An 18908-nucleotide genomic window follows, 5' to 3' on the forward strand; every position below is an offset into this window, starting at 1 on the left:
CCATGCCTGTCCTCGATACGACTGTGACCGCGGCGAGCGGGGCGACACTGCGCACCGCCGACGGACGGACGGTGATCGACTTCGCGTCGGGCTCGTTCGGATATCAGCACGCCGGCGTCCTGGACGCGGTCTCCGCACAGCTGCGCGTGCTGCCGCAATCCACCCGCATGTTCCTGAACCGGCCGCTGGCGCGGCTGGTCACCGCCGTCGCCGCCGCCACGCCGGGCCCGCTGTCGGTCACCTATCCCTGCAACTCCGCCACCGAGGGCGTGGAGGGCGCCCTGAAGCTGGCGCTGGGATATCACCGCCGCGCCCGCCGCACGGGATTGGTCGCGACACTCGGTTCGTACCACGGCACTACGCGCGGCGCGCTGCGGGTGTCCCGGCTCGACGCCGCGGCGGCCGCGGCGGAGCCCGGCGCGCCGATCGACGTCGGTTTCGTCGCCTTCGGTGACGCACCGGCCATGCGCCGCGCGGTCGCGGCCCGCCGCCCCGCCGCGGTGGTGCTCGAACCGATCGCGTGCGGGGCGGGCGTCGCGATACCGCCGCCGGGCTATTACACCGCGGTCCGGGAGATCTGCGACGAATTCGGCGCGCTGCTGATCGTGAACGAGACCGTCACCGGCCTGGGACGCACCGGCCGTCCCTTCGCGATGGACGCCGAACGCGTCGCCCCCGACATCCTCGTGCTCGGAGCGGCATTGGGAGGCAACGTGATTCCGGTCGGCGCCTACGTGACGACCGAGGAGATCAACGGTCGGGTGTACGGCCGGCGCGGTCCCTGGCTGCACGGCAGTGCCACCGGCGGCAGCCCGATCGCGTGCGCGGCGGCCACCGCCGTGCTCACCGCCATGACCGACGACGGGCTGCCGGAACGCTGCCGTGCTGTGGGCGGCGCCGTCCTGGCCGGGCTGCGGCAGCTGCGCTCCGACCACCCGCGTCTGGTCACCGATGTCGCCGGTGTGGGCCAGCTGGCCGCGGTGCGCCTGCGCGACGCGGCCGCGGCACGCGCGGTGGCGCGGCACGCGCTCGACTGCGGTGTCATCCTGTGGCAGGGCGGCGTCGAGCGGGGATTCCTCGGTATCCGGCCGCCCCTGCTGTGTACCGCGGAGGAGGCCGAACAGGGACACGGCTGCCTGCAGAAGGCGCTCGCCGCCGCGGCGGAGGAGTCGGCCGCATGAACCGGGACACGACGAACCCGCGGCAGTCGCTGTTGGAAAGATATCAGCGCCACTACAATCCGCCGCTTGCCATCATGCTGCGGGCGGGACGCTGTCCCCTCGAGGAGACGGCGCAGGGGCACTACATCGTCGATGAGCGCGGCCACCGCTATCTCGACTTCTCGGCCGGCTACGGCGTTTTCGGGCTCGGCCATCTGGATCCGGACGTGCAGCGCGCGGCGCAGCGGCAGCTCGCCGCCCTGGCGGCGGTCCCGCCCGCGACGCGCACCGAGGCTCGAGATCGCCTGCGAGACTTGCTGGCCCGGCTGGCGCCCGGCGACCTCGACCGGGTCGTGCTGACCGGCAGCGGGTCGGAGTCCACCGAGGTCGCACAGCGCATCGCGGGGCTGGCCCGCCCGGACCGGACCGCGACGGTCGCCGTGACGACCGGCTACCACGGCAAGACCCTGGGCGCGATGGCGGTGCTCGGCCAGCGGCACCTCACCGACCCGTTCCTCGACGCCGACGCGAGCACGCGCTTCGTACCCTTCGGCGACCTGGCGGCCATCGACGCGGCGATCGATGCCGATGTCGCGGCCGTCTATCTGGAACCGGTCGTCGGCGGCGGGTACGTGACCGTGCCGCCGCCGGGTTATCTCGCCGCCGTGGCGCGGCTGTGCGCCGAACGTGGCGCGCTGCTCGTGGTCGACGAGGTACAGACCGGATTCGGGCGCACCGGCACGATGTTCGGGGTGGACCACGACGCGGTGGTCCCCGACATCCTGCTGGTGTCCAAGGCGATGTCGGGCGGCCACGTCCCGATGTCGGCGGTCCTCGTGCGCGCTCGGGTCTATGCCGAGGCGTGCGGAAACGCCGGTGGCGCATTGCCTTTCGACACCGAGATGGGGACCTCGCCGCTGGCGTGCGCCGCCGCGACGGCGGCGATCGAGAAGATCGTGCGGGAGGATCTGCCGGGCAATGCCGCACGGCTGGGCCCGTATCTGCTGACGCGGCTGCGCGCGGTCGCCGGGAAGTACCCGAAACTCGTCCGCGAGGTCGACGGGCGCGGGCTCATGGTGGGCGTGAAGGTCGCCAATCCCCTGGTGGAGCAGGCGATCTGGTTGCAGATGATCCGGCACGGCGTCATGACCGGCATCTCGATGAACACCGTCGCCCGGAATCCGGCACTGCGGATCTTCCCGCCGCTCACGGTGGGCGTCGACGAGATCGACGTGACGGTCGAGGCACTGGACGCCTCGCTGACCGAGCTGTCGAGGTATCCCGCGATCTGCTACCGGGCGCTCAACCACCTCATGCGCGTCCAGTATCACCTGCCGCAGTGGTTCCTGACCTACGGAGCCGACGTCCTGACCTCGCGGCGGACGGTGTTGCGCGCGCGTCCGCCGGCGCCGCGCTCGCCGGTCGCCTACGTGACCGACTGAGGCCGTGACAACGGAAAGGGGCCGGGTATGAGGCATTTCCGGTTGGCCCGCGGCGTCCACGTGATCCGGGCGGGCGGCGCGGCGGCCGCGTTCACCTCGGCCGCGCGCGCCGCGCGGGCGGTACGTGACGGCGATGTCGACGTGCTGGTCGGGGCGATCCCGTTCGACGCCGACGAGCCCGCGGCGCTGGTACGGCCCGCGTGGATCCACCGCCGCACCGCGGCGGCGCACGTCCCGGCGCGACTGCCGCGCATCGTGTCGACGAAAGACGTTCCGGGACAGGCGGAATACCTGGGCCGGCTGGACCGGGTTCTCGCGCTGCTGCGGCGCGGCGAGGTGCTGAAGGTCGTGCTCAGCCGCGCCGTGGAGTGCCGCTGGGACCGGCCGGTGGATCCGCTGGCCGTCCTGGGGCACCTGATGGCGCGCAACCCGCGGGCCAACGGTTTCGCCGTCGACGTATCGATGGCCGACAGCGGGCTGGGGACGCTGGTGGGGGCGAGCCCGGAGCTCCTGGTGTCGAAACGCGGCCGCGCGCTGACGCTGGGCCCGCTGGCCGGCACCGCGCCGCGGCACCCCGACGAGGATCTCGACCGCCTGGCGCGCGAGCGGCTGCTGGCCTCGGACAAGGATCTGCGCGAGCACGCCTTCGTGGTCGAGGGGATTCGGCGGTGTCTCGCCCCGATCTGCGCCGAGCTGTCGATACCGGAGCGGCCGAAAGTGTTCGCCACACCGGATGTCTGGCATCTCGGCACACCCATCACCGGGGTGCTCCGCGATCCGGACGCGACCGCGCTCGACGTCGCGCTGCTGTTGCACCCGACGCCCGCGGTGTGCGGCACGCCGACCGACCGCGCCCGCGGGATCATTCGCTCCCTCGACGGCCGCCGCGGCTTCTACGGCGGCACCGTCGGCTGGTGTGACAGCGCGGGCGACGGCGACTGGATCGTGACCATCCGGTGCCTGCAACTGAGCGCCGGCGAGACCGAGGGCCGCCTGTACGCGGGCGGCGGCATCATCGCCACATCCGACGCCGCGGCCGAATTCGACGAGACCACAGCGAAACTGCGGACGCTGCTGCGGGTTCTCGACGTGCCCGCCGCGCAGCTCGCCGCGGGCGGACCGCCGACATGAGCACGCCCGGCGGCCCGGTGGAGACGGTGGTCGACGAAATGGTCCGGGGCGGCGTCCGCGACGTGGTGCTGTGCCCGGCGGGAATGTCCGCCGCGGCCGTCGCGCCCCTGCTTCGGGCCGAGCGGGCCGGACGCGTCCGGCTGCACATCTGGCTCGACGAGCGAGCGGGCGGATTCCTCGCGCTCGGACTCGCCGGGGGCGGCACCCCGGTGCCGGTGTTCGCCACCGCGGAATCCGGTGGGGCGAACCTTTTTCCGGCAGTACTCGAGGCCGCCTACGCGGGCGTGCCGATGCTGGTGATCACCGCGGCGCGGTCCGACTCCGGCACACCCTTCGGCCGCACCGTCCGCCGAACCCTCGCACTGCGCGCCGAGGACGCCCCCGGAACCTGGCGGTCCGCCACCTGCCACGCGCTCGCCGCAGCCCGCGGCGACCGGAACGGCGACGCCGGACCGGTGCACCTGCTCGTCCCACCGAACGCCGACCCTCGCCAGGGTGCGGTGCGGACCGACAGTGGCCAGGGCGCGGTGTGGACCGACAGTGGCCAGGGTGCGTTGCGGACCGACAGTGGCCAGGGTGCCCACGGGCGGCCAGGGGATGCCGTTTGGACGGAGGCCGGGGCGGGCGTTGCGGACGCGCCGGTCGAAATCGACGTCACCGCACCGACTATCGTGATCGCGGGTCATGGCGCGGGCGCGCATCCGGAGCTGGCCGCGCTGCCCACCGTTGCCGAACCGACCGCGCCGGTGCTCGGGCCGCCGCTGCATCCGCTGGCGTTGACGGTGGTGCGGCCGCGGCAGGTCGTCGTGGTCGGCCGCCCGACGCTGCATCGCGACGTGTCCCGGCTGCTCGCCGATCCCGCGGTCGAAATCGTTGCGCTGAGCCGTTTCTCGCAGTGGGCCGATGTCGCGGGCACCGTCCGCGCGGTCGGCACCCGGGCGGTGGTCGGCGGCGCGCCGGCCGCGGGCTGGCTGGCCGCGTGCCGGGCGGCGTCCGAGCGTGCCGGTGCGGTGGTCCGCACGCGATTGGCGTCGCACGGCAAGAGCACCGGGTTGCATGTCGCGGCCGAGGTGCTCGACGCGCTCCGGCCGGGAGATCAGCTGGTGCTGGGCGCCTCGAACGCCATTCGGGACGTGTCCTGGGCGGGACATCCCCCGCGCGCGGCGACGGTCCTGTCGAACCGCGGGGTCGCCGGGATCGACGGAACGGTCGCCTACTGCGCCGGATCCGCGCTGCGCCACCCCGGCCGTACCGTGGCCCTGATGGGCGATCTGACGTTCCTGCACGATGTTTCGAGCCTGTCCCTGCTGCGCGCGCACGGTCCCGCACCGGCGAATCCGACCATCGTGGTGGCCAACGACGACGGCGGCGGCATCTTCGAACTGCTCGAGCAGGGCCACCCCAAGTTCGCCGGCGCCTTCGACCGGATCTTCGGCACCCCGCACGGCACCGAACTCGCGGCGCTGTGCCGCGCACACGGCGTGCCGCACGAAACAGTGGACCTGCCAACGCTTTCCGAGCGCCTGTCCGCCCCGTGGCCCGGCGCACGGGTGCTGGAGGTCCCCACCGACCGATCGTCACTGCGCGATCTGCACGAGGGTATCCGCGCGGCGGTGTCCGACGCGGGGAAGGCACTATGAGAGGACCGGCATGACAACCGAAATACCGGACAGCACAGAGGTTCTGGTGGTCGGGGCGGGCCCGGCGGGTTCGTCGGCGGCGATCTGGGCGGCACGCGCGGGCCACGAGGTCGCTCTCGTCGACAGCGCGGTGTTCCCCAGGGACAAGACCTGCGGCGACGGGCTCACACCCCGGGCGATGAAGGAACTGACCCGCCTCGGCCTCGGCGACTGGGCCACGACCCGGACCTACAACCGCGGACTCCGGGTCGCCGGGTTCGGTCGCGAGGCCGAACTGCCGTGGCCCGCGGGCGCCTGGGAGGATCGCGGCACGGCGATCCCGCGCCTCGAATTCGACGACAAGCTCCGCTGCACGGCCATCGAGAGCGGCGCCCGGATGTCCGACGGCACCCGCGCGGTCGGTGTCGAGATGGACGGTGACCGCGTGCGGGCCGTGCGCGTCGAGCGCGGGGGAGTGACACATTCCGTGCGATGCCGGACGCTGGTGGTCGCCGACGGTGTCCGCTCGCCGCTGGGCAAGATCCTGGGGCGCGAGTGGCACCGCGACTGCGTCTACGGTATCGCCGCGCGCGCCTACCTGAAGACCGACCGCGCCGACGACCGGTGGATCACCTCACATCTGGAACTGCGGGACGACGCGGGCGCGCTGCAACCCGGCTACGGCTGGGTGTTCCCGCTGGGCAACGGCGAGGTGAACATCGGCGTCGGGTCGCTGTCCAGTGCCCGGCGGCCGGCGCGAGTGCAGTTGCGGCCGTTGCTGAACCGCTACGTGTCGGAACGGCGCGCGGAGTGCGAGACCAGCGGCGACATCCGCGCCTACGCGTCGGCGCTGCTGCCGATGGGCGGCGCCGTCTCCGGCATCGCCGGGCGCAACTGGGCATTGATCGGCGACGCCGCGGCCTGCGTGAACCCGCTCAACGGCGAGGGCATCGACTACGGCCTGGAAAGCGGCCGGATGATCGCCGATGCTCTCGGCGAACCGGATCTGGGCCGGGCCTGGCCCGCCCTGCTGAGGGCCGAGTACGGCGCCGCCTTCTCCATCGCGCGCCGGTTGGCCGATGTCGCCACCCGCCCGCACGCGATCGGACTCGGCGGTCCGATCGCCATGCGGTCGCCGCTGATGCTGCGCCTCATGGTGCGGCTGATGGGCAATCTGGTCACACCGGAGGACACGGATCTGGTCGCCAAGATCTGGCGTACGGCCGGTCACCGCTCGACCCGGCGCGACGCCCGGCCGCCGTTCAGCTGACCCCGGTGCGCAGGTCGGGTGCTTCGAAGCCGCCGATCTTCTCCTCGAGTAGTTCGGCCAGCCGCAGTGGTGTGCGGTCCTCGAACATCGGGCCGATCAGCTGCACGCCTACCGGCAGGCCTTCGGGCGACCGGCCCGCGGGGATGGCGGTGGCGGGGAGGCCGGGCATGGTGGCGACGCCGGGCCAGAGCATCTGGTCGCCGTACGGGTGTCCGACGCCGTCGATGTCGACTTGCTGCTGCCGGAAGTCGGCATTGTGGTCGTGCGGGTACGCGGGCGTCGGCGTGATCGGGCAGATGACGGCGTCGAACTCGGCGAACAGTTGCCGCCAGCCGTGGCGGTGCTGCTCGCGGCGGTTGTTCGCCAGAATCCAGTCGCGGTGGCTGAACACGGTGCCGCGCAACCAGTTCGCGTCGCGGCTGTCGTCGTCGGCGGAGAGCGCGGCCGCCGCGGCCCGCAGTTGTTCGTAGGTCTCCGCCGGGAAACTCGCGGCCACGTTCGACACCATGAGCTGCGTGTAGAGCGTGGCGGCTTCGACCGGGTCGGGCAGCAGCGGGCTGTGCCGTTCGACGCGGGCGCCGCCGGCGGCCAGCGCGTCGGCGACCCGGTCCACCGCGGCCCGCACGGCGGAACCCGTCGGCAGCAGCGGATGCTCGTCGAGGACCAGCACCCGGAAGTCGCGCAGTTCCCGGTGCCGCGCGGGCGGCAGTGCCAGCTCGAAGGCGACGCCGAGGGTCAGGGGATCCGGGCCGGCCATCACGTCCAGCAGTAGCGAGAGGTCGCGCGCGGTCCGGGCCATCGGGCCGACGACGGCGAGGTCGCCCTCGGCCGGCAGGGCCGGGACGCCCGGCGGCACCATGCCGCGCGCCGCCACCAGCCCGAAGGACGGCTTGTGCGCGTAGACGCCGGAGAAATGCGCGGGCACCCGCAACGACCCGGCGAGGTCGGAGCCGAGCGACAGCGCACCGAAACCGGCCGCCAGGGCCGCCGCCGAACCACCCGAGGAGCCGCCAGGGGTGCGCGAGAGGTCCCACGGATTGTTGGTGGTGCCGTAGATCTCGTTGAAGCTCTGCCAATCCTTCAGCATCACCGGCACATTGGTCTTGCCGAGCACCACCGCGCCCGCCGCCTTCACCCGTGCCACCTGCACCGCGTCCTCGGCCGGCACATAGTCGCGGAATTGCGGCATGCCCCAGGTCGTGGGCAGCCCGGCGATGTTGTACGACTCCTTGACCGTGATCGGAATCCCGAGCAGCGGCCGGTCCTCGCCGCGGGCACGCGCCTCGTCGGCCTGGCGCGCGGCGGCCCGGGCATTCTCGAAGTCCGGCACACAGATCGCGTTGATCGCCTCGTCGTGCCGCTCGATCCGGGCGATCGCCTCCTCGGTCAGTTCCACCGAGCTCACGTCACCGGCACGCAACGCGGCCGAGAGCTCCTCGGCCGACCGATAGTTCCACTCCATGCGTCCGACGCTATCGCTCCGCCGGAACGGGCATAAAACGCCAATTCCCGCAACAGGTTTCCGTGGTGCGCCGGGCTCAGTGATCCGCGCCGACGGCGTCGGCGACGGCGCGGAAGGCGTGGACGGCCTCGGCCAGATTCCGCTCGGAATCGAGGTCTTCGCTGGTTTTGACGATCACGAGGTCGTCCGCGGGGGAGACGTAGACGTATTGGCCGAGGATGCCGATGGCGAGGTAGTCGCCGCGGTCGCCGTCGCCGAGCCACCACTGGTAGCCGTAGCCGTAGCCGTAGGTGTTCTCGGAGCTGTCGGGTTTGCCGGGCACGAGGTGGTGCGGCTGCAGGTACGGTTCGGTGCTGTGGGTGGCGTCGTACACCCATTGCCGCGGAAGCACTTGGCGCTCATCGACTCTGCCGTCGTGGAGATAGAGCAGGCCGAAGCGCGCGAAGTCGCGGGCCGTGGCGTGGAAACAGCAGTAGCCGATGTCGTTGCCCTGGTAATCGTGGCCGACCAGTGCCGGTGCCTCCATTCCGGCCGGCTGCCAGATCTTGTCCTGGACGTACGACGCCAACGACTTGCCCGTGGCCTCGGCGACGACCCGGCCGAGCACGAAGGTGTTGAGGGAGTCGTAGTTCCAGCGGGTGCCGGGCGGTTCGTCGCGTCGCGCTTCGCGGGCTTGGTCGGACAGCGCGGTGCCCAGCACCATCCGGATCGTGGTGGCCGTGGATCCCTTGGTGGGGTCGGTGTATTCCGTTTCGTCGTACCGGTGGCCGGACGCCATGTGCAGCACGTCGCGGATGCTGACGCCGTCGTAGCCGGTGCCTTTCAACAGCGGGACGTAGGCGGTGACCGGATCGTCCACCGAGCCGATGCGGCCCTCGGCGACGGCCGCGCCGACCGCGGTCGCGGTGATCGACTTTCCGACCGACCACGAATTGAAATGGCTGGCGGCGGTATATCCGGCGAAGTATCGCTCGTCGATTATCGAATCGTGGTGCACCACCAGATAACCCCGGGTCGACGTGCGATCCAGAAAGTCGCTCGTCGTGCCCCGCTCGCCGCGATAGGTGTAGGCGGCCTCGACCGGGCGAGCCGCACCGGTCAATGCCACCGGACGATTCGAGGGCGCGATCTCGGTCGTCGGATAGAAGGGCAGATGCGGTAGCAGCGGCAGCGGGTTCGCCGCGGCGGGGGCCGGGCTTGCCGCGAACACCGCGGCGAAGGCGAGACATGCTGCGGCGGTGCGGGTTCGGTCGAGCATGGGCAACTCCGTTCGGAACGTCGGGTGCGAGCATGCAACCATTAAGCACCAGTGGTGTCAACAGTGGTTCTTAATGCTCTGGGTATGCTGGCCCGGTGAAATCCCGAGCCACCGGCCCCGTGCGGCGTCGCCGTTCGCTGGGCTTTCTGACCTCGGAATTGATCGTCGACACCGCGATGTCCGTGCTGGAGAACGACGGCGCCGACGCGCTGACCTTCCGGCGGCTGGGTTCGGAACTGGGTGTGGACCACACGGCCGTCCTGCGGCATTTCCGGAACAAGGACGAACTGTTGCTGGCGCTGTCGAATCGGCTCGTCGCCGAGGCGCTCGAGGGCATGTCGCCGTCGCCGGAATGGCGAGACACGTTGCGCGAGTTGGCCGGCCGGGTGCGCCGCGCCTGTCACGCGCACCCGCACGTCGCCGTGCTGGTCGCGGGCCGGACCGCGCGGCGGGACGCGGAATTCGCCGGCGCCGAGATCGTGATCGGCGCCCTGCTGCGCGCCGGTCTGCGCGGCCACGCCGCCGCGTCCTGCTACCGCGCCCTGGTGGAGGTCGCGCTGGCGTACTCCGCACTGGAAGCCGCCATGCTGACCGTCCCCGAGCACGACCGAGCCGGCGACCGCGCGGCATGGAGCCACGAGTACCGCGCCTTGCCCGCCGACCGCTACCCGAGCATCGCGGCCGTGGCACCCCACCTCGCCGCCGTCGAGGAGGAGGACCAGTTCGAGGTGGCCCTGGACATGCTCCTCGACGCCGTCGAACTGCGCGCCCGCAATGCGCGCGATTCGGAGTGACCGTTCGGCGTCGCTGGGCGGGGCGTGCACCGGAGCTGCGTGGTTGTGCTGTTTGCTAAACTCTGCAAGCAAGTGAGTGGGTGGCCTTCCCGGCGATGCCCAGCGGATGAGGATGACGTCGATGCCCGGAATGCAGCAGCCGCTCTATCGGTTGAAGGCCGACTTCTTCAAGACGCTCGGCCATCCGGTGCGTATTCGCGTGCTGGAACTGCTCAGTCAGCGTGAGCACGCGGTGTCGGAAATGCTCGACGAAATCGACGTCGAGCCCGCGAATCTCTCCCAGCAATTGTCGATACTCCGGCGCGCCGGTCTCGTGACCGCCCGCCGCGAAGGCCTCTCGGTCACCTACGAACTCACCTCCCCGCGCGTCGCGGAACTGCTCGCCGTGGCCCGCGCCATTCTCACCGGCGTAGCCGCGGGCCAGGTCGAAGCCCTCGAACAGCCCGTCTAGCCGCGCGAATCCGACGCCGCGGCCGCTATTTCCCCGCGCCGCGAAATCCAGCACTGTGCGGCGGTCACGACGGCCGCGGCGAGGGAGGTGGTGGTGGCGGTGAGGGCGGCGGGGGTGAAGGTGGTGGTGGAGTAGGGGGCGGAGAAGCGGGCGCCGGGCAGGACGAGGTCGCCGTCGTTGGTGGCCCATTGGATCCACGAGCCGATCTGGCCGCCGACGTCCCAGGTGCGGGCGGTCATCTCGTAGAGCTGCGGTGCGCGGCTGTCGAGGTGCCACATCACCAGCAGGACGAAAACCGCTGCGGCGAGCGCGGATACGGTCGCGACGCGGGACAGTGCGCGCGAGCGGAGCCGGAGATCCAGTGCCACCGCGGTCACCAGCACGACGATGGCGGCACTCGCGAGCACGGCCCACGTGCCGCTGATGCTCGCGGTGAACGGCGACGGTTTCGACCACGCCCCCATATAGCTGGTGGTCGCCTGAATCCGGCCGAAGGCGTTGGCACGCGCCTTGCCGTCCACGCCGTCGACGGTGAGCCAGGGCCGGAACAACAGCGCGAAGGTGACGATGTTCGCGGCCACCGCCAGCAGATGGCCCCAATTCCGTTGCAGCACCTCACGAGACAGCATCCGGGCATGATAAAGAGCTCGCCCGCACCGTTTTCCGGTTCGATACGCGCCGTTGACGCAGGTGGCGGCGCATCATTCGATTCCCTCACGGATTCTTTGCGACCGGCAGCCGTCCGCGGTGGACTTGTGTCCCCACTACTCGGTGCTACTATCTACCGGTAATCAGTGGCACCGAGTAGTGTCCGAGAAACAGGAAGGCGGGTGTCCGATGACGGCACCGCATGGTCCGGCGATCCGCGTGCGCGGACTGGAGAAGTCGTACAAGGACGTGGAGGTGCTGCGCGGCGTCGACTTCGAGGTCGAGCGCGGCAGCATCTTCGCCCTGCTCGGCTCGAACGGCGCCGGCAAGACCACGATCGTGCGAATCCTCTGCACGCTACTGAAAATGGACGCGGGGACGGCGAGCGTCAACGGATTCGACGTCGGCACGCAAGCGGCGGAGGTGCGCGAATCCTTCAGTCTCACCGGGCAATTCGCCGCCGTCGACGAAATACTCAGCGGCCGTGAGAATCTCGTGCTGGTAGCCCGGCTGCGGCACCTGCCGAACCCGGGCGCGATCGCCGACGACCTGCTCGCCCGGTTCTCGCTCACGGAAGCGGCCACGCGGCGGGTGGCCACATATTCCGGGGGCATGCGCCGCCGCCTCGACATCGCCATGAGCCTGATCGGGAATCCGCCGGTCATCTTCCTCGACGAGCCGACGACCGGCCTGGACCCGCAGGCCCGCATCGAGGTGTGGGAGGCCGTCCGCGCACTCGCCGCGCAGGGCACGACGGTGCTGCTCACGACGCAGTACCTGGACGAGGCCGAACAACTCGCCGACCGGATCGCCATTCTGCACCGGGGCCGGATTCTCGTGAACGGCACGCTCGCCGAACTCAAACAACTGCTCCCGGCCGCCGAAGTCGAATACGTCGAGAAACAGCCGACGCTCGAGGACGTGTTCCTCGCCCTCGTCGGCGACACCACCGCTACCCGGAAGGACCACTGATGGCCACGCATTTCCTCGGCGACACCGCGGTACTGCTCGGACGGTCGCTGCGCCACGTCACCCGCAGCGTGGACACCATCATCACGACCACGGTCACGCCGATCGCCCTGATGCTGCTGTTCGTCTACGTATTCGGCGGCGCGATCGAATCCGGATCCGATTCGTACGTGACCTATCTGCTGCCCGGCATTCTGCTCATCACGATCGCCTCGGGCATTTCCTACACCGCGTTCCGGCTCTTCCTGGATATGCAGGGCGGGATTTTCGAGCGCTTCCAGTCCATGCCGATCGCGCGGTCGTCGGTGCTGTGGGCGCACGTGCTGACCTCGCTGGTCGCCAACGCGATCTCGCTCGTCGTGGTGGTGCTCGTCGCCCTGCTGATGGGATTCCGTTCCGGCGCAGGCGTACTCGCCTGGCTCGCGGTCGCGGGCGTGCTGCTGCTGTTCACCCTGGCGCTGACATGGATCGCCGTCATTCCCGGCCTCACCGCCAAATCCGCGGACGGCGCGAGCGCGTTCTCCTATCCGCTGATCTTCCTGCCGATGATCAGCTCGGCCTTCGTGCCCACCGACTCGATGCCCGGCCCGGTGCGTGCCTTCGCCGAGCACCAGCCGGTGACCTCGATCGTCGACACGGTCCGCGACCTGTTCACCGAGCAGCCGGTGGGCGGCGACGTCTGGATCGCGCTGGGCTGGTGTGTCGGCATCGTCGCCGTCGCGTACGTCTTCGCGCTGTCGGCGTACCGCCGCAAGATCTCCTGACGGCATGCGGCCGCGTTGTCGGTGGGACTGGGTAACGTTCGTCTCGTGGAAGCCGGGGAACGTATCCAGGAACTCGCGGACCGCGTGGTCGCGCTGCGCGATGCCTACTATCAGGGCGCGCCGCTGGTCGCCGACGCCGAGTACGACGCGATCGAGGACGAGCTACGCGCCCTGATCGAGGCGCACCCGGAGCTGGCGCCGGACCCGAACCCGCTGGAACAGGTCGGCGCGCCCGCGGTGCTGCACGCCCCGATCCGGCACTCGCGGCCGATGCTCTCGCTCGAGAAGGCCACCAAGTTCGAGCAGGTCGCGGCATTCTTCGAGCGCTTCCCCGGCCAGCCGGTGGTGGTGATGCCGAAGCTCGACGGATTGTCGCTGGCCCTGGTGTTCGAGGAGGGCCGGCTGCTGCGGGCCGTCACCCGCGGCGACGGCACCACCGGCGACGACGTGACCGTGCTGGTCCGCGCGCTGGTCGACGGCGTCCCCGACCGCATCGACGTCCCCGGCCGGGTGGAGGTGCGCGGCGAGGCGGTGATGCTGCGCTCGACCTTCGCCGCCTACAACACCGCCCACCCGGACAAACCGCTGATCAATCCGCGCAACGCCGCGGCGGGCACGCTGCGGGCGAAGGACCCGGCCACGGTCGCCGAGCGCCGCCTGCGCTTCTTCGGTTTCGACCTCGACGCCTCCGCCGGCGGCGCCGCGGTCGATCTCGAGGAGGGGCTGGCGGCCCTGGGCATCGCGGGCGCGCAGATGCGCCACTGCGCCGACGCCGAGCAGGCGCAGGCCGCGATCACCGCGATCGAGCAGGGCCGCAACGATCTCGACTACGACATCGACGGCGCGGTGCTGCGGCTGGCCGACCGCGACGCCTACGCCGCGGCCGGCACCAGATCGAACTCCCCGCGCGGCGCGCTGGCGTTCAAGTTCGCCGCCGAGGAGAAGACCACGCTGCTCACCGAGGTGATCTGGGACGTCGGCAAGACCGGCAAGATCGTCCCGGTCGCCTGGTTGCAGCCGGTGTTCGTCGGCGGCACCACGGTCACCAAGGCGACGCTGGCCAACCAGGAGGTGATCCGCGCCCGCGACATCAAGGTCGGCGACACGGTCCTGGTGCGCCGCGCGGGCGATGTGATCCCGTTCGTCGCGGGCGTCCTCGACGCCTCCCGCCGCACGGGCGAGGAGCGCGAGATCGTCCCGCCCACCGTCTGCCCGTCGTGCGAGCAGCCGGTGACCGAGCAGGGCAACAGCCGGGAGCTGTTCTGCACCAACGTCTCCTGTCCCGCGCAGACGGTGCGCAGGCTCATCCACTGGGCCTCGCGCCCGGCCGCCGACATCGACGCCATCGGCCCGGTGTGGATCGAACGGCTGGCCGAGGCGGGCCTGCTGGAGCACCCGTCGGACTTCTACACCCTGACCCAGGAGCGCCTGCTCGAATTCGACCGCATCGGCGAGGTCTCGGCCGCCCGCATGATCGACTCCATCGATGCCAGCCGGCAGGTCGGCCTGCGCCGCGCCCTGATCGGCCTGGCCATCCCGATGGCCTCCGACGGCACCGCCGCCCGCCTGGCCCGCGCGGGCTTCGGCTCGCTGGAGGAAGTCGCCGAGGCGGGCGAGGAACGGCTCGTGGCGGTCGAGGACATCGGGCCGAAGGTGGCCGCCTCCCTGGTCGCCCACCTCACGCGCCTGCGTCCCGAGTTGGAGCGGCTGCGCGCGGCGGGCGTCTCGCTCGACGTGCGCGAGGAAGACCTGCCCCCGGTCGTCGCGTCCGGCGCGCCGCTGTCGGGCAAGACGGTGGTCATCACCGGCGCCCTCAGCGACCCGCGCTCCGGGGAGAAGGTCGCCCGCCCCACCTTCCAGCGCCTGTGCGAGAAGGCCGGTGCGACCGCGGCCTCGTCGGTCTCCGCGAACACCGACCTGCTCATCACGGGCGCCGGAGTCGGCGAGAGCAAACTGACCAAGGCGGAGAAACTCGGTGTCGAGGTCGTCGACCAGAGCGAGATCTGGACCCTGTTGATCGACGCCAAGATCGTCTAGCCGTCATTTCGCGTCCCCGTAGCACTCCACCACCGCCGTGGTGAAGGGAAAGCGCACCGGTGTGGGGCCGAAGGCGGTGCGCGCCGCGGTGTGGGCGGCGGCGGTGATCATCTCGGCGACCGCGTCGGCTTCGTGGTGCGGGCAGTGCACGATGACCTCGTCGTGCTGGAAGAAGACGAGTTCGGCGCGCAGCCCGGCCTGCCGGATGGCGTGGCGCAGGCCCGCGAGCACCAGCAGCGTCCAGTCGGCGGCGCTGCCCTGGACGACGAAGTTGCGGGTGAAGCGGCCGCGGGCGCGGGCCTCGTGGGTGGTGCCGCCGCCGGGCTCGTCGTCGAATGCCGTTGCGGGCGGGGAGGTCCGGCCCAGCCAGGTGCGGACGAGGCGGCCTTGTTCACCGGCTCTGGCCGCCTCGTCGACGTAGGCGACCGCGGCCGGGTAGCGGCGGCGGAGTTCGGCCAGGTGGGTGAGCGCGTCGCCGGAGGTCTGGCCGTAGACGGCGCCCAGCAGCGCGAGTTTGGCCTGGGCGCGGTCGCCGCCGAAGGCGCGGGCGGCCAGGTCCGCGTACAGATCGTCGCCGCGGGAGGCCACCTCCATCAGACCCGGATCGCGCGAGATCGCCGCCAGCACGCGCGGTTCCATCTGTCCCGCGTCGGCGACCACCAGCCGCCAGCCGGGGTCGGCGCGGATCGCGGGCCGCAGCACCTTCGGAATCTGTAGTGCGCCACCGCCGTTGGTGGTCCAGCGGCCGGTCACGGTGCCGCCCGGCAGGTATTCGGGGCGGAAGCGGCCGCCGTGCACCCACTGCTCGATCCAGGACCAGCCGTGCGCGGTATACAGGCGATAGAGCGATTTGTAGGCCAGCAGCGGCGCCACCGCCGGGTGGTCGATATCCGACAGTTCCCATTTCCGCGTGGAGGACAACGAGATTCCCGCGCGGGCGAACGCCCGGATGACGTCCTGCGGCAGATCGGGCCGCACCCGCACGCCCGCCCCGAACGCCCGCGACACCTCGGCCGCCAGCTCCGCCAGCCGCCGCGGCTCGCCCGTACCCGAAACCCGTTCGCCCAGCAGCGAATCCAGCAGGGCGCGGTGCACGTCGGCGCGCCACGGGATCCCGGCGCGCGACATCTCCGCGGCCACCAGCATGCCCGCCGACTCCGCGGCGAGCAGCATCCGCATCCGGTCCGGGTGTTCGGCGGCGGCGGTGCGGGCCACCTGTCCCGCGTAGACCTCGAGCAGCGCGGTGAACTCGTCGGTCTCGGGCGGGAGCGGCACCGGGCCGGACTCGAACAGGGTCGGCTGGGTGTCGGCGGCGCGCGGGGGAGCGTCCGGCGGCACCGGCAGCCCCCGTAGTCGGGCCCAGGCGGCCGCCAGTGAGCGGGGCTGCCCGGACTGACCCTCCGCGTGGCCGATCAGCAAGGCCTCGGCGGCCTCGACGTCGTAACAGCGATCGACGCGCACACCGGCCGCCAGCAGGTGCGGATAGATGTCGCCCGTGGACCGCCACACCCACCGCTCGACCTCCGGCCGCGACCGCACGGCCGCGGCGAGCGAAGGCTCCTCGACGATCGGCCCCGCCGGGCGTCCTGCCTGGTCGAGCGGGCACAACCGCGCCCCGCCGGACTCCGTCCGCGACACCGCCCATCTCATGCCGTCGAGTCTCGCAGGGACCACAGACAATTCCGGCGCACCGGTGCGACGATGGGTCGATGTCGCCTCCGACCGCCGACCGGTTCCGCCGTCTCGCCCGCTCGTCGCCGTGGCGGTGGCGCACCCTGGAATTCCGGTGGTGGCACGAGGACGAGACGGTGCGGCACGCCTGGCTCCGGCGTCCCGGCGCGCTGCGGGTGGAGGAGGACGGCCGGGCCGTGCAGGCGTTCGACGACCCCGCACCGTTCCCGGGCGCCCGGGTGTACTCCGGTGACGGCTGGCAACCGATGCGGGGCCGCTGGCCGTCGGACGTCGCACCGGTGTACGCCGAGGACGGTCTGGTGGCACAGGCGCCGAAGGACTTCGATATCGACTACGACAACCCGTATTTCGAGAACTATCACTGGGTAGCGATGCTCAACCCCGTCGAATTCGCCGACCGCGTCCACGATCTCGACCCGCCCCCGGACCCGCCGGTGGAACTGTCGGACCTCGAGATCGTCGAGCACCGCGGGCGAGTGGCGTGGCAGGCCGTCGCGCGGCCGACCGCGTTCTACAACCCCCGTTGCGACTGCTGCGCGCTGCTCAGCGGACATCTCGACCAGGACGCGGACGAATGGCGGCCGGGGCCGCCGTCGGTGATCCGGCTCGACGAGCAGACCGGCGTGTGCGTGCGGATCGAGGGCGCGGACAGCCTCGGGCTCGAGGTGGAAATCCTCGCCGTCGACGACCCGATCGACGACAGCCTGTTCGAGATCTCGCGGTAACGCGGCGGCCGCGGTCCGGTCCCTCGGTGACCGGCGGTACGCCGTAATCGCCTCGGCGTCAACGGCGATGCACGATGTGGTAACGAATTCGCTTGCACCACAGTTTTATTTGCGATCCGCCCCGGTCGCGACTGTATGGTTGCTGCCTCTCGGATAGTGCGGTGCGACCGCGCCGCACGTGCGGTGCCTCGGTCGCGCGGTGGGTTGGAAAGGTAGGGCGAGAATGCTACGAGACACCGTGAACGGGACCGGGCGGGTTTTGGCGGTCGTGGGTATGCCGCTGGTCGCGGCGGCCGTATTCGCCGGCGGAGCCGCCGCCGAGCCGGGGCGGTCCGCCGCGCCGGTCGCCGGTATTCCGCTGCAGAGCGAAGACGTCGCCACCAATCCCGACGCCATGATTCCCGATCCGGTGTTGAACGGCGCCTCCGCGGGCGGCTCGATCGGTTCGGCCGTCGGCTCGGCGGTCGGGCTGGCCACCGGCTCGGTCACCGGTTCGGCCGGTTCCCTCATCGGCACGATCATCGGCGCGGTGGTCGGCGCCACCAACCCGGGCGTGGTCCCGCAGGTGCTGCCCTGATCTGAACGCCCGCACCCGCGGCATCGTCATCGTGGTTCGCCCCCGCCGAACAGTTCCGCGCGCATGCGGGCGGGGGTCTGCCCGTAGTGCTCTCGGTAGGCTTCACGGAATCTGCGGGTGCTGGGAAAGCCTTCCTCGAAGGCGATCCGATCCATGTCGACGGGCAATGCGGTGGACAGCCTTCCGCCTCGACGAGCAACCGGACCTGCGCCGCCAGCGCGTGCACCAGAGGCCGCCGCTCGTCGAGCAGGAGCGGGGCGGCCGCGGCGCGGGAGCGGTCGAGGGAGTGCTCCGGCACGGTCATGATCAGCGCGGTGATCGTGTCGTCGTGCGTCATCCGGATCGGGCGGCCCCAGTGGAAGAAGCACGCCGAGCCCGGGCGGAAGACGGCCCTGGCCTCGCCCTGCTCGAAGCGGAACTGCCCGCGCAGCGGGAGCAGCAGGCGGTAGCTGTTGTCGCCGTCGTCTCGCACGTCGCGCCGGGAACGCTGGTAATTCAATGCGGCGGAAGTGAATTCGACGAGCTGGAACCGGCCGACGTTCTGCGCGAACGCGGTGGAGCCGAAATCCTCGGTGAGGAATCCCAGACCCACCGAGCCCTGCCGGCGACGCAGGTAGTCGTGCCACGACGCCGCGGGATCGTCGGCGTCGGTCGAGAAGGTCTCCTTCCGGTATTCCCCGTCGGACACGACGACCCCCTCGGCACCACACGCTTCGACCGGTCGCAAGCCTACAAGCCGCGGCGCGGGCGTGCGGAAAACGACCTCGAACGGGCAGGAAAACGGTAGCGTCGCCGCCTCCGCGCAACCTACTGTGCGAGAAGGACTTTCGGCGTCGGGTGCCTGGTGCGGCCCGGCGCTTCGCCGACGGTGACGGGCACGTCGGCGACATTCGGGCGGATTTTCTCGGT

Annotated in this window: 17 protein-coding genes; 12 read left to right on the top strand and 5 right to left on the bottom strand. The window is 71.2% G+C overall.

From position 1 onward, the window contains the following. The first annotated feature begins 2 nt into the window (after nt 1–2). Genes IU476_RS00190 through IU476_RS00210 form a run of 5 tightly spaced genes read left to right on the top strand, consistent with a single transcriptional unit; the run spans nt 3 to nt 6622 of the window. Complete coding sequence (locus IU476_RS00190) at nt 3–1181, top strand: aminotransferase class III-fold pyridoxal phosphate-dependent enzyme (protein WP_195095322.1); 1179 nt, start codon at nt 3–5, stop codon at nt 1179–1181. After that, a complete protein-coding gene (locus IU476_RS00195) occupies nt 1178–2602 on the top strand; it encodes a class-III pyridoxal-phosphate-dependent aminotransferase (protein ID WP_195095324.1) in 1425 nt (474 codons plus the stop codon). The genes IU476_RS00190 and IU476_RS00195 overlap by 4 nt, the downstream gene beginning before the upstream one ends. Nucleotides 2603–2629: 27 nt before the next feature. Continuing rightward, complete coding sequence (locus tag IU476_RS00200) at nt 2630–3733, top strand: isochorismate synthase (RefSeq protein WP_195095326.1); 1104 nt, start codon at nt 2630–2632, stop codon at nt 3731–3733. After that, nucleotides 3730–5373 carry a thiamine pyrophosphate-binding protein gene (locus IU476_RS00205; protein ID WP_195095328.1) on the top strand — a complete coding sequence of 548 codons (1644 nt, stop codon included), beginning with the start codon at nt 3730–3732 and terminating at the stop codon, nt 5371–5373. The genes IU476_RS00200 and IU476_RS00205 overlap by 4 nt, the downstream gene beginning before the upstream one ends. A gap of 10 nt (nt 5374–5383) precedes the next feature. Beyond that, nucleotides 5384–6622 (top strand): geranylgeranyl reductase family protein, encoded by a 1239-nt coding sequence (locus tag IU476_RS00210; RefSeq protein WP_195095330.1) that lies wholly within the window; start codon nt 5384–5386, stop codon nt 6620–6622. Here the strand turns inward: IU476_RS00210 and IU476_RS00215 are convergent. Together IU476_RS00215 and IU476_RS00220 are read right to left on the bottom strand one after the other, a co-directional pair. Continuing rightward, complete coding sequence (locus IU476_RS00215; protein ID WP_195095333.1) at nt 6615–8084, bottom strand: amidase; 1470 nt, start codon at nt 8082–8084, stop codon at nt 6615–6617. The genes IU476_RS00210 and IU476_RS00215 overlap by 8 nt on opposite strands. A 76-nt stretch (nt 8085–8160) precedes the next feature. Then, nucleotides 8161–9342, bottom strand: a complete 1182-nt coding sequence (locus IU476_RS00220) for a serine hydrolase domain-containing protein (RefSeq protein ID WP_195095335.1) — start codon at nt 9340–9342, stop codon at nt 8161–8163. A 95-nt stretch (nt 9343–9437) separates the two neighbouring features. Here IU476_RS00220 and IU476_RS00225 point away from each other — a divergent pair, with 95 nt between their 5' ends. Next, nucleotides 9438–10136 carry a TetR/AcrR family transcriptional regulator gene (locus IU476_RS00225; protein ID WP_324193797.1) on the top strand — a complete coding sequence of 233 codons (699 nt, stop codon included), beginning with the start codon at nt 9438–9440 and terminating at the stop codon, nt 10134–10136. 121 nt (nt 10137–10257) lie between these two features. Next, a complete protein-coding gene (locus IU476_RS00230; protein WP_195095336.1) occupies nt 10258–10587 on the top strand; it encodes an ArsR/SmtB family transcription factor in 330 nt (109 codons plus the stop codon). Here IU476_RS00230 and IU476_RS00235 read toward each other — a convergent pair. Then, nucleotides 10584–11216: a hypothetical protein gene (locus IU476_RS00235; protein ID WP_195095337.1), complete on the bottom strand. Its 633-nt coding sequence runs from the start codon at nt 11214–11216 to the stop codon at nt 10584–10586. The genes IU476_RS00230 and IU476_RS00235 overlap by 4 nt on opposite strands. 208 nt (nt 11217–11424) lie before the next feature. Here IU476_RS00235 and IU476_RS00240 point away from each other — a divergent pair, with 208 nt between their 5' ends. From IU476_RS00240 to ligA, 3 genes are read left to right on the top strand one after another with little or no spacing between them, the layout of a single operon-like run. Further along, a complete protein-coding gene (locus tag IU476_RS00240) occupies nt 11425–12207 on the top strand; it encodes an ABC transporter ATP-binding protein (protein WP_195095338.1) in 783 nt (260 codons plus the stop codon). Then, nucleotides 12207–12968, top strand: coding sequence for an ABC transporter permease (locus IU476_RS00245; protein WP_195095339.1), 762 nt, complete (start codon nt 12207–12209; stop codon nt 12966–12968). Before IU476_RS00240 ends, IU476_RS00245 begins: the two co-directional genes overlap by 1 nt. A gap of 45 nt (nt 12969–13013) precedes the next feature. Next, complete coding sequence (ligA, locus tag IU476_RS00250) at nt 13014–15005, top strand: NAD-dependent DNA ligase LigA (RefSeq protein WP_195095340.1); 1992 nt, start codon at nt 13014–13016, stop codon at nt 15003–15005. Between the two features lie 3 nt (nt 15006–15008). Here ligA and IU476_RS00255 read toward each other — a convergent pair whose 3' ends face one another. After that, nucleotides 15009–16655: a bifunctional 3'-5' exonuclease/DNA polymerase gene (locus IU476_RS00255; protein ID WP_195095341.1), complete on the bottom strand. Its 1647-nt coding sequence runs from the start codon at nt 16653–16655 to the stop codon at nt 15009–15011. A 59-nt stretch (nt 16656–16714) separates the two neighbouring features. Here IU476_RS00255 and IU476_RS00260 point away from each other — a divergent pair, with 59 nt between their 5' ends. Then, entirely contained in the window at nt 16715–17422 is a 708-nt protein-coding gene (locus IU476_RS00260) for a hypothetical protein (RefSeq protein WP_195095343.1), read from the top strand. A gap of 223 nt (nt 17423–17645) precedes the next feature. Next, nucleotides 17646–17999, top strand: coding sequence for a glycine zipper domain-containing protein (locus tag IU476_RS00265; protein WP_195095345.1), 354 nt, complete (start codon nt 17646–17648; stop codon nt 17997–17999). Here the strand turns inward: IU476_RS00265 and IU476_RS00270 are convergent. Continuing rightward, the gene (locus IU476_RS00270; RefSeq protein ID WP_195095347.1) at nt 17941–18687 is read right to left on the bottom strand and encodes an AraC-like ligand-binding domain-containing protein; all 747 of its coding nucleotides are present in this window, start codon (nt 18685–18687) and stop codon (nt 17941–17943) included. The genes IU476_RS00265 and IU476_RS00270 overlap by 59 nt on opposite strands. Between the last annotated feature and the right edge of the window lie 221 nt (nt 18688–18908).

The sequence above is a fragment of the Nocardia blacklockiae genome (assembly GCF_015477355.1).
GTDB classification, from domain to species: domain Bacteria; phylum Actinomycetota; class Actinomycetes; order Mycobacteriales; family Mycobacteriaceae; genus Nocardia; species Nocardia blacklockiae.

What these genes read in the sequence shown, in the direction of transcription:
- IU476_RS00265 (WP_195095345.1), top strand. Translation starts at nt 17,646, where the DNA reads ATGCTACGAGACACCGTGAACGGGACCGGGCGGGTTTTGGCGGTCGTG.
- IU476_RS00260 (WP_195095343.1), top strand. Translation starts at nt 16,715, where the DNA reads ATGTCGCCTCCGACCGCCGACCGGTTCCGCCGTCTCGCCCGCTCGTCG.
- IU476_RS00245 (WP_195095339.1), top strand. Translation starts at nt 12,207, where the DNA reads ATGGCCACGCATTTCCTCGGCGACACCGCGGTACTGCTCGGACGGTCG.
- IU476_RS00220 (WP_195095335.1), bottom strand. Translation starts at nt 9,342, where the DNA reads ATGCTCGACCGAACCCGCACCGCCGCAGCATGTCTCGCCTTCGCCGCG.
- IU476_RS00205 (WP_195095328.1), top strand. Translation starts at nt 3,730, where the DNA reads ATGAGCACGCCCGGCGGCCCGGTGGAGACGGTGGTCGACGAAATGGTC.
- IU476_RS00230 (WP_195095336.1), top strand. Translation starts at nt 10,258, where the DNA reads ATGCCCGGAATGCAGCAGCCGCTCTATCGGTTGAAGGCCGACTTCTTC.
- IU476_RS00210 (WP_195095330.1), top strand. Translation starts at nt 5,384, where the DNA reads ATGACAACCGAAATACCGGACAGCACAGAGGTTCTGGTGGTCGGGGCG.
- IU476_RS00200 (WP_195095326.1), top strand. Translation starts at nt 2,630, where the DNA reads ATGAGGCATTTCCGGTTGGCCCGCGGCGTCCACGTGATCCGGGCGGGC.
- IU476_RS00195 (WP_195095324.1), top strand. Translation starts at nt 1,178, where the DNA reads ATGAACCGGGACACGACGAACCCGCGGCAGTCGCTGTTGGAAAGATAT.
- IU476_RS00190 (WP_195095322.1), top strand. Translation starts at nt 3, where the DNA reads ATGCCTGTCCTCGATACGACTGTGACCGCGGCGAGCGGGGCGACACTG.
- IU476_RS00235 (WP_195095337.1), bottom strand. Translation starts at nt 11,216, where the DNA reads ATGCTGTCTCGTGAGGTGCTGCAACGGAATTGGGGCCATCTGCTGGCG.
- IU476_RS00215 (WP_195095333.1), bottom strand. Translation starts at nt 8,084, where the DNA reads ATGGAGTGGAACTATCGGTCGGCCGAGGAGCTCTCGGCCGCGTTGCGT.
- IU476_RS00240 (WP_195095338.1), top strand. Translation starts at nt 11,425, where the DNA reads ATGACGGCACCGCATGGTCCGGCGATCCGCGTGCGCGGACTGGAGAAG.
- IU476_RS00255 (WP_195095341.1), bottom strand. Translation starts at nt 16,655, where the DNA reads ATGAGATGGGCGGTGTCGCGGACGGAGTCCGGCGGGGCGCGGTTGTGC.